Source organism: Enterococcus sp. DIV1067f (assembly GCF_050543505.1).
In the GTDB taxonomy this organism is placed as follows: Bacteria; Bacillota; Bacilli; order Lactobacillales; family Enterococcaceae; genus Enterococcus_D; species Enterococcus_D entomosocium.
This window is the reverse complement of record NZ_CP172940.1, coordinates 2,573,663-2,589,903: the sequence shown is the minus strand read 5'-3', so window position 1 is coordinate 2,589,903 and position 16,241 is coordinate 2,573,663. Positions and strand designations below refer to the sequence as shown.

The 16,241-nt window shown below is 46.0% G+C and carries 13 protein-coding genes; 11 read left to right on the top strand and 2 right to left on the bottom strand.

The window, feature by feature from the left end; translation table 11 throughout:
• The first annotated feature begins 8 nt into the window (after nucleotides 1–8).
• From IGJ42_RS11910 to tkt, 3 genes are all read left to right on the top strand, one after another.
• Nucleotides 9–1,109, top strand: a complete 1,101-nt coding sequence (locus IGJ42_RS11910; RefSeq protein ID WP_087665010.1) for a PTS fructose transporter subunit IIC — start codon at nucleotides 9–11, stop codon at nucleotides 1,107–1,109.
• Between the two features lie 71 nt (nucleotides 1,110–1,180).
• Nucleotides 1,181–1,873, top strand: coding sequence for a D-allulose 6-phosphate 3-epimerase (alsE, locus tag IGJ42_RS11905; protein ID WP_422705759.1), 693 nt, complete (start codon nucleotides 1,181–1,183; stop codon nucleotides 1,871–1,873).
• Between the two features lie 165 nt (nucleotides 1,874–2,038).
• On the top strand, nucleotides 2,039–4,042 hold the full coding sequence (gene tkt / locus IGJ42_RS11900) for a transketolase (RefSeq protein ID WP_430615552.1): 2,004 nt from the start codon (nucleotides 2,039–2,041) through the stop codon (nucleotides 4,040–4,042).
• An 86-nt stretch (nucleotides 4,043–4,128) separates the two neighbouring features.
• Here tkt and IGJ42_RS11895 read toward each other — a convergent pair whose 3' ends face one another.
• On the bottom strand, nucleotides 4,129–5,001 hold the full coding sequence (locus IGJ42_RS11895; protein WP_430615550.1) for an alpha/beta hydrolase: 873 nt from the start codon (nucleotides 4,999–5,001) through the stop codon (nucleotides 4,129–4,131).
• Between the two features lie 169 nt (nucleotides 5,002–5,170).
• Here IGJ42_RS11895 and allC point away from each other — a divergent pair, with 169 nt between their 5' ends.
• From allC to arcC, 7 genes are read left to right on the top strand one after another with little or no spacing between them, the layout of a single operon-like run.
• Nucleotides 5,171–6,400, top strand: a complete 1,230-nt coding sequence (allC, locus tag IGJ42_RS11890; protein WP_422705763.1) for an allantoate deiminase — start codon at nucleotides 5,171–5,173, stop codon at nucleotides 6,398–6,400.
• A 15-nt stretch (nucleotides 6,401–6,415) separates the two neighbouring features.
• Complete coding sequence (gene allE, locus IGJ42_RS11885; protein ID WP_430615547.1) at nucleotides 6,416–7,201, top strand: (S)-ureidoglycine aminohydrolase; 786 nt, start codon at nucleotides 6,416–6,418, stop codon at nucleotides 7,199–7,201.
• Nucleotides 7,202–7,214: 13 nt separating this feature from the next.
• Entirely contained in the window at nucleotides 7,215–8,291 is a 1,077-nt protein-coding gene (allD, locus tag IGJ42_RS11880; RefSeq protein WP_430615544.1) for an ureidoglycolate dehydrogenase, read from the top strand.
• An 8-nt stretch (nucleotides 8,292–8,299) separates the two neighbouring features.
• On the top strand, nucleotides 8,300–10,054 hold the full coding sequence (gene fdrA / locus IGJ42_RS11875) for an acyl-CoA synthetase FdrA (protein WP_430615541.1): 1,755 nt from the start codon (nucleotides 8,300–8,302) through the stop codon (nucleotides 10,052–10,054).
• A gap of 12 nt (nucleotides 10,055–10,066) precedes the next feature.
• The gene (locus IGJ42_RS11870; protein WP_005234461.1) at nucleotides 10,067–11,329 is read left to right on the top strand and encodes a DUF1116 domain-containing protein; all 1,263 of its coding nucleotides are present in this window, start codon (nucleotides 10,067–10,069) and stop codon (nucleotides 11,327–11,329) included.
• Nucleotides 11,330–11,366: 37 nt separating this feature from the next.
• Complete coding sequence (locus IGJ42_RS11865) at nucleotides 11,367–12,230, top strand: DUF2877 domain-containing protein (protein WP_430615539.1); 864 nt, start codon at nucleotides 11,367–11,369, stop codon at nucleotides 12,228–12,230.
• On the top strand, nucleotides 12,203–13,138 hold the full coding sequence (gene arcC / locus IGJ42_RS11860) for a carbamate kinase (RefSeq protein ID WP_008379225.1): 936 nt from the start codon (nucleotides 12,203–12,205) through the stop codon (nucleotides 13,136–13,138). Before IGJ42_RS11865 ends, arcC begins: the two co-directional genes overlap by 28 nt.
• Before the next feature lie 30 nt (nucleotides 13,139–13,168).
• On the opposite strand, the gene IGJ42_RS11855 is transcribed toward arcC, so the two are convergent.
• Entirely contained in the window at nucleotides 13,169–14,800 is a 1,632-nt protein-coding gene (locus IGJ42_RS11855; protein ID WP_430615536.1) for a PucR family transcriptional regulator, read from the bottom strand.
• A gap of 130 nt (nucleotides 14,801–14,930) precedes the next feature.
• On the opposite strand from IGJ42_RS11855, the gene IGJ42_RS11850 reads away from it, so the two are divergent.
• Entirely contained in the window at nucleotides 14,931–16,145 is a 1,215-nt protein-coding gene (locus IGJ42_RS11850; RefSeq protein ID WP_005234468.1) for a pyridoxal-phosphate-dependent aminotransferase family protein, read from the top strand.
• Nucleotides 16,146–16,241 lie beyond the last annotated feature (96 nt).

Here is a 16,241-nt window from a genome sequence, read left to right as displayed (position 1 = left end):
AGGAAACTATGGAAAAAATCAAAGCATTGAATTTAAAAGGACATTTGTTGACAGCCATCTCCTATTTGATTCCGATCGTCTGCGGTGCCGGATTCTTGATTGCCATTGGCATGGCTTTCGGCGGCACCAGTCAGGGACAACTGGTGCCAGGTGAATTTACGATTTGGGATGCTTTAGCTACGATGGGAGGCGCAGGACTCGGGTTGCTTCCGGTGGTCATTGCGACAGGAATTTCTTATGCGATTGCCGAAAAACCGGGGATCGCGCCAGGGTTTATTATTGGTTTGACAGCCAATGCCATTGGTGCAGGTTTTATTGGAGGAATCTTGGGCGGCTACTTAGCTGGATATCTTGTAATTGCTATTTTACGATTTATTAAAGTACCAAATTGGGCGAAAGGCTTGATGCCGACATTGATCATTCCCTTTTTGACCTCTTTGATCGGTGGTCTGATCATGGTCTATATTATCGGTACACCGATCACTGCCTTTACGAACTTACTAACGAACGCATTAAATAGCTTAGGCTCCTCTTCATTATTGGTTTTTGGTGCCGTCATCGGCTTGTTGAGCGGCGTTGATTATGGTGGACCAATCAATAAAACGGTCTTTGCTTTTGTTCTGACGATGCAAGCAGAAGGGATCAATGGACCGATCACTGCACTGCAATTAGTCAATACTGCAACACCGATCGGCTTTGGTTTAGCATTCTTTATTGCAAAACTGTTCGGCAAAAACATCTATACGCCTGTAGAAGTGGAAACGTTAAAATCTGCCGTACCAATGGGTGTGATCAATATCGTTGAAGGGGTGATCCCAATCGTTATGAACGATATCGTCCGAGGGCTGATCGCAACAGCTATTGGCGGCGCTGCTGGCGGGGCTGTTTCAATGGTCTTAGGAGCAGATGCAACGGTACCGTTTGGTGGTGTGCTGATGCTGCCGACCATGACTCGTCCGTGGGCTGGGGCAGTAGCTTTGCTGGTAAATATAGTAGTGACTGGGATCACCTTGGCTTTGATTAAGAAAAATGTCACTGAAGAACAAGTAGTCGCACAAGCAGAAGTGGAAGAAGAAGAAATCGATTTAGATGATATTCAAATTTTCTAAGAAAAGCGATTCAATTGGAAGAAGAATCGTTCCTCTCAGTAGAAGACTGATTGAGGAGAAAGGATAAGTCTATGAACAAAGTTGAATTTTCACCGTCATTGATGACGATGGATCTAGATAAATTTAAAGAACAAATCACTTTTTTGAATGACCAAGTTGACTCCTATCATATTGATATTATGGATGGTCATTACGTACCCAATATTTCCCTATCCCCATGGTTTATTCAAGAGGTCCGCAAAATCAGTACGTTGCCTCTGTCCGCTCATTTGATGGTCACTGAACCTGCTTTTTGGGTGCAGCAGCTGATCGATATCAACTGTGAATGGATCTGCATGCACGCTGAGGTTTTGGATGGATTAGCATTTCGTCTGATCGATCAAATCCATGATGCTGGATTAAAAGCCGGGATCGTTTTAAATCCTGAAACGCCAGTATCGGTCATTTTGCCTTATATCGATCTTTTGGATAAAGTCACGATCATGACGGTTGATCCAGGGTTTGCGGGCCAACGCTTTATTGAAGGGGCGTTAGATAAAATTGTTGAACTGCGGGAATTACGGGAAGAATACGACTATCACTATGTCATTGAAATGGACGGTTCCTCCAATCGGAAATCCTTCAAACGGATCGATGAAGCCAATCCAGACATCTATATTGTCGGACGCAGTGGATTGTTTAGTTTAGATGACGACATTGCCAAAGCATGGTCGATCATGGTCGCAGATTATCAAGAAATGACTGGAAAAGTTTTGAGCAGCTAAGCAAAGCCGAAAGCAAAAGAATCGGACGACCAAAGTTAGGACTGTTAAAAAGAGGAGCATTCGTTGCCTATTAGCCAGTAAACTTTGGACGTCCGGTTCTTTTCAATTGTGAAAAGGCAGCGAATAGAAACATGCTGGCTGAAGAAAGTGAAGGAGGCAATTTAATTGAAAAAATTATTTGATAAAATCGATCAATTAGGAGTGAACACCCTTCGTACATTAAGTATCGAAGCCGTACAAAAAGCCAATTCAGGACATCCGGGATTACCGATGGGGGCAGCACCCATGGCCTATGCCTTGTGGACCAAACACTTGAAAGTCAATCCAACGACTTCTCGCAAGTGGGTGGATCGTGACCGTTTTGTTTTGTCTGCTGGACACGGTTCGGCGTTATTGTACAGCTTGTTGCATGTGTCTGGTTACGATGTGACCATTGAGGATCTAAAAAACTTCCGTCAATGGGATAGCCGCACGCCAGGACATCCAGAAGTCGATCACACAGACGGCGTGGAAGCAACCACTGGACCTTTAGGACAAGGGATCGCCATGGCAGTCGGTATGGCAATGGCCGAAGCCCACTTGGCTGCAACCTACAATCGCGACAAGTATCAAGTCATCGATCACTATACCTACGCTCTATGTGGCGATGGGGATTTGATGGAAGGTGTTTCGCAAGAAGCTGCATCCATGGCGGGTCACATGAAATTAGATAAACTGATCGTCTTGTACGATTCAAACGACATTTCCCTAGATGGTCCGACCTCAAAAGCCTTTACAGAAAATGTCGGTGCGCGTTTTGAGGCGTATGGCTGGCAACACATTCTCGTTGAAGACGGCAATGATTTAGAAGCGATCTCGAAAGCGATCGACGAAGCAAAAGCTGAAAGCGACAAACCAACCTTGATCGAAATCAAGACTGTGATCGGATACGGTGCGCCAAATCAAGGCACCTCTGCCGTTCATGGTGCGCCGATCGGTGCCAAAGGCATTTCAGCAGCCAAAGCGATTTATGGCTGGGAATACCCAGAATTTACCGTACCTGACGAAGTTGCCGCGCGCTTCAAAGAAACCATGATCGATGAAGGACAAAAAGCTGAAGCCGCTTGGAACGAAACTTTCCATGCCTATGAAGCAGCCTACCCAGAACTTGCGGCGCAATTCAAACAAGCCTTTGCGGGTGAATTGCCAGCAGATTGGGCTGCAGCATTACCAAGCTACGAAGTTGGCAGCTCACAAGCTAGCCGGGTATCCAGCAAAGAGATGATCCAAGCCTTATCCAAAGCCGTCCCTAGTCTCTGGGGCGGATCGGCTGACCTTTCTGGTTCCAACAACACGATGGTGGCAGCAGAAAAAGACTTTGAACCTGGCCAATACGAAGGCCGCAACATTTGGTTTGGTGTCCGAGAATTTGCGATGGCGGCAGCCATGAACGGCATCCAATTGCATGGCGGTACGCGAATCTATGGCGGGACCTTCTTCGTCTTCGTTGATTACTTGCGTCCAGCGGTGCGCTTGTCTGCGATCCAGCATGCACCTGTGATCTATGTCTTGACACATGACTCCGTGGCGGTTGGGGAAGATGGACCGACCCACGAGCCGATCGAGCAATTAGCTAGCGTCCGTTGCATGCCAAATGTCCAAGTGATTCGTCCAGCAGACGGCAATGAAACCCGTGCTGCTTGGAAACTGGCTATGACAACAACGGATAAACCAACGGTCTTAGTCTTAAGCCGACAAAACCTACCAGTGATCGAAGGCACGCAAACTGGTGCGGATGAAAATGTCGCAAAAGGTGGCTATGTGATTTCAAAACAAGCCGGTGAAACACCAGCGGGGATTTTGATCGCCACAGGTTCTGAAGTGAATCTTGCGGTTCAAGCACAAGCTAAATTGGCAGAAGAAGGCATCGATGTATCGGTGGTCTCCTTACCAAGCTTTGATTTGTTTGAAGCACAAAGTTCAGAATACAAAGAAAGTGTCTTGCCAAAAGCAGTGAAGAAACGGGTAGCGATTGAAGCGGCTTCCCCATTTGGTTGGGAACGTTACACCAGTTGTCATGGAAAAGTGATCGCGATCGATCACTTCGGTGCATCAGCACCTGGCGACAAAGTATTAGCAGAATTCGGCTTTAGTGTTGAAAATGTTGTGAATACTTTTAAATCACTATAATAAAATAACAGGCGATCTTTAAAGGGGGATACTCCTTTGAAGATCGCCTGTTTTTATTTATTAAGGAAACGCGGATAAGTTTACGCTCATTGTTTCTCTATTATTAAAAGGAGCCATGAAATCATCTGTCGATAGCAGTCATCAGCGACAGTGTTTGGTGTCCGATCAAAGTCATGCTGATCTAAATCGAGCCAAAGTGTTTTGGCACGGGGGACTTGTGCTGCGAAAGCTTCGGAGGCGCTGAAGGGAACGTCTGGATCTTTTTTGCAATGAACGACAAAGCAAGGAGGAAAGTCTTTGTAAGCGGCAGCAGGAATCGCCAAGGCTGCCAGCTGTTCCCGATTGCCTAAATAACGCTGCCAGTTGCCATATTGACGGGCGGAAAGGTACAAAGGGAATCGTTTTTCTAACGTGCCGTGGGTGATTGGTTGGCTTTCGATCATAGCTTCGGCGTCGAGTGGCGGGACTTTCGGAAATTGCGTGTAAAAGCGTGCCGGCTGCAAAAATTCTTTATAAAACAACTCTTGGTATCCGTAAAATCGGATCAAGCCTTTTTGCTCCGGATGCTTTGTGCGTGCGGTCTGTAAGGTCGCTAAAAAACCGCCGGCGGAGCGACCGAATAGAATGTACTCATTTGCACCAACGCCGCTGAAGTGCCAGCCCTCTGTCAAAAACCATTCCACTGCCTTTTTTGTATGAAGGTAAATGTCGTTCAGCGCTACTTCGGGAGCCAGTGGATAATCAAAGAGATAAAGGCTAACACCGGCAGCCAGCAATTGGTGGACATAATCCTGCGGAAGGTCTTCTCGCTGACCATAGAGGAAGCCACCACCATGAAAATACAAAAGGCTGATCCGAGGCTGCGCTGCTTTTAGGATCGTCACTTCTAACGGCAAAGTGCCGTAGGTGTCAAATTGGATTTTTTCTGTTTGCGCAAAGGCATTTTTAGGATAAACCATTGTTTTCTTCCTTTCTCTTCTTCGATAGTATAAGGAAGAGTATAGGAGAAGGAAGCGGTTTAAAAAACAGCGTTATGACTAAAAATAGAAACGGTTTTGTCGAAAGTGAACAATGATGTCCTTCAGTAACACGCTTACAATAACCGTATAAATTAAAGGAGGCAGAACAATGGAGTTGAAAAAAGAAGTAGCGGCAATGATCGATGCATTATCTCAGATTGGGAATGATCCAACTGGAGGAATGACTAGACTGCTTTATACCGATTCATGGAAAGAAGCGCAATCATTTGTAGAAAAACAATTAAAAAAAACTGGCTTAACGACGTCCTATGATGCAGTCGGCAATCTCTTCGGCAGAATGGAAGGCAGCCAGTATCCAGAAGAAACGATTCTTTCAGGGTCACATATCGATACCGTCGTCAACGGTGGCACATTAGACGGTCAATACGGGGTCGTTGCTGCTGCTTTAGCGATCAAGTATTTAAAAGAGACCTATGGGCAACCTTTACGCTCCTTGGAAGTCATCTCAATGGCAGAAGAAGAAGGCAGTCGTTTTCCAACCGTTTTTTGGGGAAGTAAAAACTTTGTCGGAGAGGCCAAAAAAGCCGATGTTGAAGCGATCGCAGATTTTGAAGGCAATAGCTTCGTGGCAGAGATGCAACGCCAAGGCTTTGATTTTCGCGACCCACAAGAACCGGTTCGATCAGACATCAAAGCCTTCGTGGAAATCCATATCGAACAAGGCAGTGTTTTAGAAAAAGAAAACTTGCAGATCGGAGTCGTCAATAGTATCGCTGGTCAAAAGCGCTACACCTTTGTCTTAAAAGGACAAGCCAATCATGCAGGCACCACACCGATGGGCTATCGTCAAGATGCTGTGTATGGTTTTGCCAAAATGTGTGCCGCAGTGATTGACCGTGGCTTAGAGCTTGGGGATCCATTAGTAGTGACATTCGGTAAAGTTGAGCCAAAACCGAATACGGTCAACGTGGTTCCTGGTGAAGTGTTGTTTACGATGGATTGTCGCCATACCGATGGGCAACTATTGGATGCCTTTACTGCTGAAGCAGAACAGATCATTCAAGCGATCGCCCAAGAGCATGACCTGACAGTGGAGATGGATCTATGGATGGATGAACGCCCTGTGCCGATGGACGATACGATCGTTGCCACGGTGGAACAAGCGGTGAAGCAAACCGGCAAACGCTACAAAGTGATGCATAGTGGGGCGGGTCATGATTCCCAAATCATTGCACCACATTTTCCAACGGCGATGCTGTTTGTACCAAGTATTGATGGGATTAGCCACAACCCAGCCGAAGCAACGACTATCGAAGATTTAACAGCTGGGGTAGAAGTTTTAGCAGCTTCCCTTTACGAGCTAGCATACAAAGAATAGAAAGCAGGGACACACATGGGATACAAAAATAATAATACGGGCTATTTAGATGGATTGCTGCAATCACGAGCAGTTATTAGAAAAAATAATTTTGCGATCTTGCCGCATGATGGGCTAGTGAATAATGTCATTCCAGGCTTCGAAAACTGTGAATGTTCGATACTCGGCACACCAAAATTAGGGGCGTCTTTTGTCGATTACATCATTTCATTCAAAAAAGATGGCGCCAACCAATTGGGCTTCGGCGGACCAGATATCGAGAGTTTCTTGTATGTCATCTCGGGCAAACTGGAAGTGAGTGATGGTAAAGAAACCCATACATTGACGGACGGAGGCTATATCTATCTGCCTGCTGGAGAAAAACTGTATATGAGAAATCTCCAAGAAGAAGCGACAGAAGTGTTCTTATATAAGAAGCGTTACCAACCGTTAGAAAATCACCAAGCCTACAAAGTAGTGGGGAATCTTTCAGAGTTGATACCGATCCAATACGAAGGGATGGAAGACGTCTTGCTTTGGGATTTCTTACCGAAAGAGTTGGGTTTTGACATGAATATCCATATCCTTTCCTTTGAACCAGGGGCAAGTCATGGCTACATTGAGACCCACTACCAAGAACACGGGGCGTACTTACTGTCAGGTAAAGGGATGTATAACTTAGACAATGAGTGGTTCCCAGTGGAAAAAGGCGACTATATTTTCATGAGTGCCTATGTACAGCAAGCGGCCTATGGTGTCGGTCGTGATGAACCATTGACCTATATTTATTCCAAAGATTGCAACCGCGATCCGGAAATTTAAAGGAGTTTAGAAAATGGAAGAGACGGTTATTGTACAGTCACAAGAGTTACAGCAATTGATCCAAAAAAAATTATCGGCTGCTGGTTTGTCTGAAGCGCACGCAGCCATCGTTGCAGAGCATTTGGTCTTTGCCGATGCCAGCGGGATCCACTCTCATGGGGCTGTACGGGTAGACTATTACGCAGAGCGGATCGCTAAAGGTGGAATGAATCGCACTCCACAGATCACGTTTGAAGAGACTGGGCCTAGCAGCGGGATCGTTCACGGTCAAAATGGCGCAGGGCAGGTCGTTGTATTAGAAGCGACAAAGCATGCCATTGAGATGGCCAAACGTTCTGGGATCGCGGCGGTTGGTGTACGGAAAACGAGTCATAGTGGGGCGCTATCCTATTATGTCAAAAAAGCTGCAGAAGCTGACTTGATTGCATTATCTATGTGCCAATCAGATTCAATGGTGGTTCCTTTTGGCGGTAAAGAAAATTATTTTGGTACCAATCCAATCGCATTTGCCGCACCACGAAAGCAGGGGGCACCGGTGGTCTTTGATATGGCAACGACGGTCCAAGCGTGGGGCAAAATATTAGATGCTCGCTCCAAAAATAAAGAGATTCCTGCGACATGGGCCGTGGATGCTCATGGCAAGCCAACGACGAATCCACATCATGTCCACGGCTTACTGCCGATCTCAGGGCCAAAAGGCTTTGGGTTGATGATGATGGTGGATATCTTATCAGGAATGCTCCTTGGGCTGCCTTTTGGCAAGCATGTTTCCTCTATGTACAACGATCTGACGAAAGGTCGCGACTTAGGGCAATTTATTTTGCTGATCGATCCGCAACGCTTTACAGATTTAGACACATTTAAAGAGTCAGTCGAAACGATGATCGAAGAGCTGCACGACATACCGGCTGCTGAACAGTTCCAGCAAGTCTATTATCCAGGCGAGATCAATCAACTAACCTATGAAAAATATATGGCAGAAGGCATTCCCATCGAGAAGAACATTTATCGCTATCTCATTAGCGACACGGTTCATTTTGACCAGTATTCTGGGTCAGATGCCTTTGCACAGACAGGAACAGGAGAGTGAGGAGACCCATGTTACACACTATTATTCAAAAAAACAATTACCAAGATTCCATTGTTTTAATGCTTTTGACCAATCGTCTACTGACGATCGCAGGGATCAACAACGCTTCGGTCATGATGGGCACACCTGCCAATAAGGACATTTTCAAGACGGGTGGTCTTAATACCGAGGAGATGAGCAATGCGACATCCAACGATATGGTGCTCGTTTTAGACCTCGAAGAGGAAAAAATCATCGAAACAGTCCTGTCAGAAATCGATGCCTTCTTATCGGACCAAAGCAATAGTGCAGGAGAGGAAACCCAAAGCGTCAAAACTTGGGAAAAAGCCTTAGATCTTGGAAAAGATGCGAAGGTCGCTGTCTTATCGATTCCCGGTACTATGGCAGCACCAGAAATTGAAACCGCATTAGCAGCGGGCAAACATGTATTTTGTTTCAGTGATAACGTTTCATTGGAAGAGGAAGTTCGGCTAAAGAAACTGGCGCATGAAAAAGGACTTCTTTTAATGGGACCAGATTGTGGCACAGGGATTCTCAATGGGATACCAGTAGCCTTCACCAATGCCGTCCGTAAAGGGAAAATCGGTGTTGTCGGCGCTTCGGGTACTGGCATCCAAGAAGTCACCACTATTATTCATAAATTAGGTGCCGGTGTGACACAAGCCATCGGAACCGGTGGACGAGATCTCAAAGAAGCCGTCGGTGGGATCACCATGAAAGATAGCATTCTTGCCTTGGAACACGATCCTGATACGGAGGTGATCGTGGTGATCTCCAAACCACCTGCACCACGTGTCCGAGATGAAGTGTTGGCACTTTTAAGAAGAGGAACAAAACCTGCAGTCACGATTTTTCTTGGGGAAGAGCCAACGGACCACGAAGAAAATCTTTACCGAGCCTACACGCTGGAAGAAGCGGCTCAATTAGCCGTGCAGCTGCTACGTCAAGAACAGATTGGACTAGAGCCAGTGAAAGAGGAAACAGCAGCTGCCACTTTCGGACCTGAACAACAAAAAATCAAAGCTTACTATTCTGGCGGAACATTGGCGTACGAAGCAGCGATGCTTGTTAAAGCAGGATTAAATCTGGAACAAGAAGATACCTATCAGGAAGGGTACATCTTAAAAGCAGCTGGCCATGAGATCATCGATTTAGGTGATGACATTTATACTCAAGGCAAGCCCCATCCGATGATCGACCCAACAAAGCGGATCGAACTGTTGAAACAAGCGGGGGAAGATCTTGAAACGGCAGTGATTTTGTTAGATATCGTTTTAGGGTACGGCTCTCATCAAGATATGGCGAGTGAATTGGCACCGACCATCAAATCATTGAAGGAAGAAGCACAAGCAGCTGGTCGGGAGTTAGCGGTGATCGCTACGATCGTTGGAACTGATTTAGACCCCCAAGATAGCAACGAGCAAGCAGAGATTTTAACCGCAGCTGGCGTGATTTTGTGTCAAAGCAATGCCCAAGCAGTCAAAAAAGCTTTAGCAATGCTCGGCCATCCCTTTTCCCCGATTAGTCGTAAGCTGTTGCCAAAAGCAGTGACAACTGCCGATGGGTTGCCAGAGCCATCTGAAAAGAGCCGCGAATTGTTGTCGAATGACGCGTTCATCAATGTAGGGTTGCGTAGCTTTGCAGAAGCGATCCAGACGCATCACGGTCAAGTCGTTCAATATGACTGGCAGCCAATTGCTGGTGGGAACGTAACGTTACAAAAAGCCTTACGTTTCTTAGCACAAGTGTCACTATCAGAGTAGGAGGAAGTTATCGTGTACGAAACTATTGAAGAAGCAAACCAAGCCGTTATTGCCAAGATCGTTGCCGGTTCGCCTTTTTTGTTGGATGTCGTTCCAGCAGTCAGTGTCATTCCAGAATTAGGTGAAGGAAAAGTCCTATTGCACGCAGGACCACCGATCCGCTACGACCAGATGATCGATCCGATTCAAGGCGCTTGTGTTGGAGCGGGACTTTTTGAAGGCTGGGGCGAAACGGAAGAAGAGGTACGTCATTTATTAGCATCTGGGGAAGTTCAACTGATTCCTTGTCACCACGTGCAAGCGGTTGGCCCAATGGGGGGCATCACCTCTGCCAATATGCCGGTTCTCGTGGTGGAAAACAAAACAGACGGCAACCGAGCGTACTGTACGATGAACGAAGGGATTGGGGCAGTTTTACGTTTTGGCGCCTATTCTCAAGAAGTCATTGATCGCTTGCATTGGATGAAAAATACGTTAGCACCAGTTTTAAGTGCTGCACTACAAACAAAACCCGATGGCTTGAACATCAATGTCTTAGTCGCAAAAGCAATCGCCATGGGGGATGAGTTCCATCAACGGAATATCGCTGCTTCGTTGGCGTTCTTAAAAGAAGTAGCACCAGCGATCGTTACCCTTGAAGGATTTGAAAAAGAAAAACCAGAAGTCATTCAGTTTCTAGCAGACACGGATCAGTTTTTCTTGAATATCATGATGGCTTCTTCAAAAGCGGTGCTTGATGGCGCCCGGACGATTGAAGAAGGAACGGTTGTGACAGCAATGTGTCGCAACGGGCATGAATTCGGTATCCGTATTTCTGGTATGGGGGACGAGTGGTTTACCGGTCCTGTCAATACACCAAAAGGGTTGTATTTCTCAGGATTCAGTGAAGAAGATGCCTCTCCAGATATGGGCGACAGTGCCATTACGGAAACCTTTGGTGTTGGGGGAATGGCGATGATTGCTGCCCCAGCTGTGACACGCTTCGTTGGTTCCGGCGGATTTCACGATGCGTTGAAAACCAGCAATGAGATGTTAGAGATCTCCATTGATACCAATCCGAATTTTCCCGTTCCTACATGGGACTTCAAAGGGATCTGTTTAGGGATCGATGCTCGGAAAGTCGTGGAAACAGGGATCTTACCGGTGATCAATACAGGGATCGCCAACAAACAAGCTGGACGGGGACAAATTGGGGCCGGGACAGTGACACCACCAATGGATTGCTTTGAAAAAGCTGTCTTGGCTTATGCAAAAAAATTAGGATTTGAAGAATAACTCAGGGGCTGAAAACGTGAAAAGGAGCAACCTAGCGATGATACAGGCAAAATGGATCGACCAAGCTTTATTTGAACCCGCATTTATCAATGGCAACTGGATCGTTCACAGTGTGTTTCAGCATAGTTTCAATCTGCAAGATCCTCGTCAGGATCAGCTGATCTGTGTCTCCAAACAAGCGGCTCGCGTGCCCAAAGGGATGATTTTAGCTGCCGACGATTATGCAGCGTTGGCGACAGGCTTAGTTGCTGGTACCACTCTTTTGGTTCAGCAACGGGTGATCCATTTTCCGCATCATCGTCTGTCTTTTCAAAAGGCAGCCATGTTTACAACCACCTTCCCAGCTGGCACAGCCCCATTTGATCGAGAACTGTTTTGGTCAACCCTCCAACATGTCACGGAAAAGACGGGGATTCAAGAAGCTGTTTCACAAACCATCAGCAGCAATCATCCGTTTTATGACGCAATCGATCAGCTATGCACGCCTTCATTTAAAGAACAACGGCAAGCAGTCGCTTATTTAGTCGGACGGGGTGTCGGATTGACCCCCACAGGCGATGATATGCTAGTTGGTCATTTGCTGGCTCGCCGAGTGATGGGGCAAGAAGATACCCGCTTGGTGGCTTATCTACAAAGAAGGCTGTTGACAGTCAATGATTTGACGACTGACGTCAGTAAACATTATCTTCTGCATGCGTTGACAGGCGCATTCAATCAATCGGCGTTATCCTTGACCAGGTGTACCGATTCAGCGGCTTTTTACCAAGTAATCAAAGAGATACTAGCGATCGGTCATACCTCGGGGGCTGACTTTTTGGCAGGGTTTGCTCGCAGTATCAATCAATTTCAAAACAATAGAAATGAGGAATTCATATGGCAAAACGAGTGGTCATCGCTCTAGGGGGCAATGCAATTTTAAAACCGAATCAACCAGCGACCGTAGAGACACAGCTTGCAAATATCCAGTTAAGTGCAGAACAGATCGCTAAAATCGAGAAACTTGACCATCAAATCGTTGTGACGCATGGCAATGGGCCGCAAGTCGGCAATATTTTACGACAAAATGAAGAAGCCAAAGAAGTCGTGCCGCCTTTTCCACTGGATGTCTGCAATGCAGAGTCACAAGGCTTTATCGGTTATTTGATGGAGCAAAGCATCAAAAATAAAATCGATCAAGAAGAACTGACCAGCAATGTCGTGACCTTATTGACTCAAGTGGAAGTGGCAGCGGATGATCCCGCGTTTGAAAAGCCAACGAAGCCGATCGGCTTGTTCTACTCAGAAGAAGAAGCAAAAACAATGGCTGAGGAAAAACATTGGGTTATGGAAGAAGATGCTGGACGTGGGTACCGTCGCGTCGTGCCATCCCCACAACCTGTGACGATCCACGGCGTGGAATCAATGGTTCATTTATTGAATCAAAATACCATCGTGATCGCTGGTGGCGGCGGTGGGATTCCAGTCGTAAAACAAGCGGAAGGCTTGAAAGGGATCGAAGCAGTCATCGATAAAGACCGAACTGGGAAAAAATTGGCAGAACAAGTGGATGCCGATGTATTTATGATGCTGACCGACGTCAGCAACGTTTATATCAATTACGGAACACCGGAGCAAGAAAAATTAACGGGTTTATCCGTAAGTGAAGCGCAAGCATATTTTGATGCGGGGCATTTTGCAGAAGGCAGTATGGGGCCGAAAATGGAAGCAGCGATTGCGTTTGCCAAGCAAGGAAAGACGGCAATCATCTGCTCATTGGAAGAAGCAGACTTAGCATTGTTAGGTGAAGCAGGCACAAGGATCGCTGGGTAACACCAGCGATCCAACTGCTTGATTCGCCTATTAGTCGCCTTCTTCGGACAGCTCAAGGGCTAAGCGCAGATCCAGGCTAATGCTAGGATCATGCACGTTTTTTCCTAGTAGCTTTTGGCACTGTTCGATGCGGTATTTGATCGTATTGCGATGAACGAACAAGGCTTTGGCGGTGCGGGTGATCTCACATTGATAATCCAAGTAAGCCCGTAAGGTTTTGCGCAATTCGATGGTGGCATCTTCTTGCGGAAACGCCAATTCTTTGAGGATCGTGCGGCAGAAATAATGGATATCTTCAGGGCTCATTTTTTCAAATAGACTCCGCATTCCCCGTTGATGGTAGAAAGAGACGATGGGAGAATCATGTTGGCCTCTTCGTTCTTCATAAGCAGTCTTTGCTTCAATGTAGGAGCTGGCTAAATCATTGATGCTTTCACAGACACTCCCTACACCAAAGGCCATTCGAAAAGGCAACCGATTGGTCAAAGCATTGGCGGTCTCAATCAAATGGTCTTCTAAGGCATCACACTTATGCTGCACGAAAATCGCAAAGTGATTGCTGCCCTTTAAGCGAAAGAGACAAACATCTTTGATGCGATAAGGCAGTTGTTCACTAAACCACTGATAGACCAAGTCACTTTCTTCTTTTAGGTATTTGTCTTTGTCTTTGGTTTCTTTGGTTGGTTCACAGGCACCATAGATGACACGATAATGGCGGGCTTTGACCAACCCGTAAGTCTTTCCGAGATCTAACCAATCTTTTTGTTCCTGTTTGGAAGATTGCTGGTATTCGATCATCCGTGTTAAAAAGTCACTTTTTAAATCTTCAAAAGATTCTTGCACTTTTTGGTTTTTGTAGAGCATAAACGACAAGACCAATGCTGCTTGTTCCAGCGCAAAATCCGAGACAGGATAAGGAATCGCCTCAGGATTCAAAATGACTAAATAATGCGGGAAATAAGTGGAGGTTTCAATGGCATAATAAGAAATTTGTGACGTTTTTTCATGGAGATCTTTGATAGGGATCGCCCCACTTTTTTCACCAGTAAAAACCCCTTTCGTTTTTCCTAATTGATGGATGTAGTACTCCGCGGGTTTTGTCATGCGGGTGAAATGCTTGGAGTGGGCAATCACTTGTTTAAAAGGATTCAACAAAATGATCGGTGTATTGACCATTTGGCCAAAATCAGCGATAAAGCGAGCGATGCTGACATCCTTCATCAAGGAAGCAGAGAACCGTTTTTGGATATCTAAGGCATAACTCAGCTGCTCGGTTTTGGTGTTCCATAGTAAATTCAAAAGCTGGTGCATCAAACGGCCCAGCGGCATCGTGGCAGGTACTTCTACGATGGGGAAACCTAAACTATCGGCGTAAGCGATGACTTCAGGATCGATGACATCCAAAAAACGACCGATCTTGATGCCTAATCCAGCGGCATTTTTGGCTACGAGGGAATCGATCAGTTCAAGCAGTGCTCCTTGATTATCTTTATAAACCATCGCCGTGCTTAAGATAAAGGTATGCTCAGGAATATAGTGGGCGATATCGGGGGTCTCAGTGATTTCGATACTGTCGACGGGAATTTCCGCGGTAATGGGATCTGTCAACAAACGCAAATTGGAAAAGCGTGGTGTAGCAAGCAATTCAGCAACTAACTTCATAGAGAAACTCCTTTTAGAATTGAACAAAACAAACAAAAACATGTCCTTTTTTAGCTTTATTGTACAACAAACTTGGAAACGTTGACAAGGCGTTGGGCAGTGAAATCAAAAAGAGAAATGAGGGGAAAAGATGTATAAAGAGTTAACGATCGCACAACGTACGATCATGACACCTGGGCCTGTAGAAGCCCATCCAGCTGTTCTTCAAGCAATGACCAATCGTATTTTGGGACAGTTTGATCCGAATTTTTTGGCGATCATGGATGAGGTCAAAGAAATGATCAAACAACCGTTTGGAACCAAAAACAAAGAGGCATTTGCCATTGATGGGACTTCCCGAGCTGGTTTAGAAGCGGCGCTGATCGCTTTGATCGAACCAGGGGACAAAGTCTTGATCCCCGCCTATGGGCGCTTTGCTTTCTTACTTGGAGAAATCTGTGAACGTGCCCAAGCGCAAGTCAAATATGTAGAAAAAGAATGGACGGCTCCTTTTGCACCCGCAGAGGTCATCAAAGAAATCGACGCATTTCAACCCAAGATCGTGGCGATGGTCCACGGGGAAACTGCCAATGGGCAAATGCAGCCGTTAGCAGAAATCGGGCAGTATTGTCGCGCAAAAGATATTTTCTTTGTCGTTGACATGGTGGCGACTTATGGTGGCGTGGCCCTGTCAGTCGATGATTGGTGTGTCGATTTGGCAATTGCCGGTACACAGAAGTGTTTAAGTGTGCCGTCTGGTCTTTCATTAGTGACCTACAACGATCGCGTCGAAGCCGTCCTTAATGCCCGTTACCAAAAAGAATTAGGCTTGAGCAAAACGGATCGAAACAAGCGGCACATTATGAGTAATTACTTGGATTTGAGTCAATTGCAACGCTACTGGAACAAAGAGCGAATCAACCATCACACAGAAGCGACGAGTATGATCTATGCGCTTCATGAAGGATTACGGATGTTGCTAAACGAAGGCCTCGATGCAGCCTATCAACGTCATTTGACGAATGAAGGGGCGTTGGTCGCTGGACTGGAGGCAATGGGGCTTTCGATTTATGGCGAAAAAGCAACCAAAATGCCGACAGTTACCCCCATCTTTATTCCAGAAGGTGTTGATGGCGAAGCTGTCCGAGAAGAGATGCTTCACTCCTTTGGTGTAGAGATCGCTAGTTCATTTGGTGATCTAAAAGGAAAAATCTGGCGGATTGGAAATATGGGCTACAGCAGCCGCAAAGAAAATATTTTACATGTCCTAGCCGCGTTAGAAGGGGCACTATTGTACCAGCAAGCACCAATTTCTGCCGGCAAAGCGCTCATCGCTGCGTTAAATTACTACCAAAAAACGACTTAAAATTTTAGCACAAATGCACAACGACTGAAAGCGTTTTGTGAAAAATGACAAATGCAATAGTCGGCAAAAAAACGTACACTAAGACTATCTTAAAGC